This is a genomic window from Streptomyces millisiae (assembly GCF_031845425.1).
Lineage (GTDB): Bacteria > Actinomycetota > Actinomycetes > Streptomycetales > Streptomycetaceae > Streptomyces > Streptomyces millisiae.
In genome coordinates this window covers 1-583 of sequence record NZ_JAVREM010000198.1, presented here as the reverse complement: position 1 = coordinate 583, position 583 = coordinate 1, and the positions used below count along the sequence as shown (strand labels likewise).

The following is a 583-nucleotide window of genomic DNA, read 5'->3' as shown; positions in this document are numbered from 1 at the left end:
GTCATGGTCAAATCCGATCCCTGACGATATCGCCAGCGTCTTGCTCTTCAGGGGCGGTCACCGGATGGGTATTGGGGAACGCTCTGCGGGGCTTGAGGATCATTGATTCCCAGCGTTGCTGGGCAACGCTGGCCCGGTCCAAGCTGATCCGGACGCGCGGCTCGATCCCGAGGAGGCGGTCGACATGGGTCTGGTCGCTGGGATGTGCGGCCCTCATCATCGTCGCGTGCGCGTCGGAGGCGTCCGCGTGCACAGCTACGACCAGCAAGTCGAGTCGACGGAATCCGGGTCCTTGCAGACTGATCGTTGAGATCGGTTGGCGCTCATATCCGTCCAGCTTGACTGGACCGCCACCAGTGTCGATTTTTCGAGGCGCGGGCCGCCAGTCCGACAATCGGTAGAGTACCCGTTCGACATGCCCCAGCCTGACGGACAGCACCGCGAGAAGGTCAGGAAGTTCAGCGCCGAGGTCATCGCCGTGAGGCCACCACGCCCCGTCGACGAACCCAATGCGTGGTGCCTTCGGTTTCAATCGCAATCTCGGAGTACGGGACGGGCCTTGCACCCGTTGCGAATTGTCAAC

At 62.6% G+C, this 583-nt stretch carries 1 protein-coding gene; it reads right to left on the bottom strand.

The genetic code is table 11. From position 1 onward, the window contains the following. Positions 1-7 precede the first annotated feature (7 nt). The coding region (locus RNC47_RS36200) for a DUF5994 family protein (RefSeq protein WP_311605106.1) at positions 8-583 on the bottom strand (576 nt) is incomplete at its 5' end.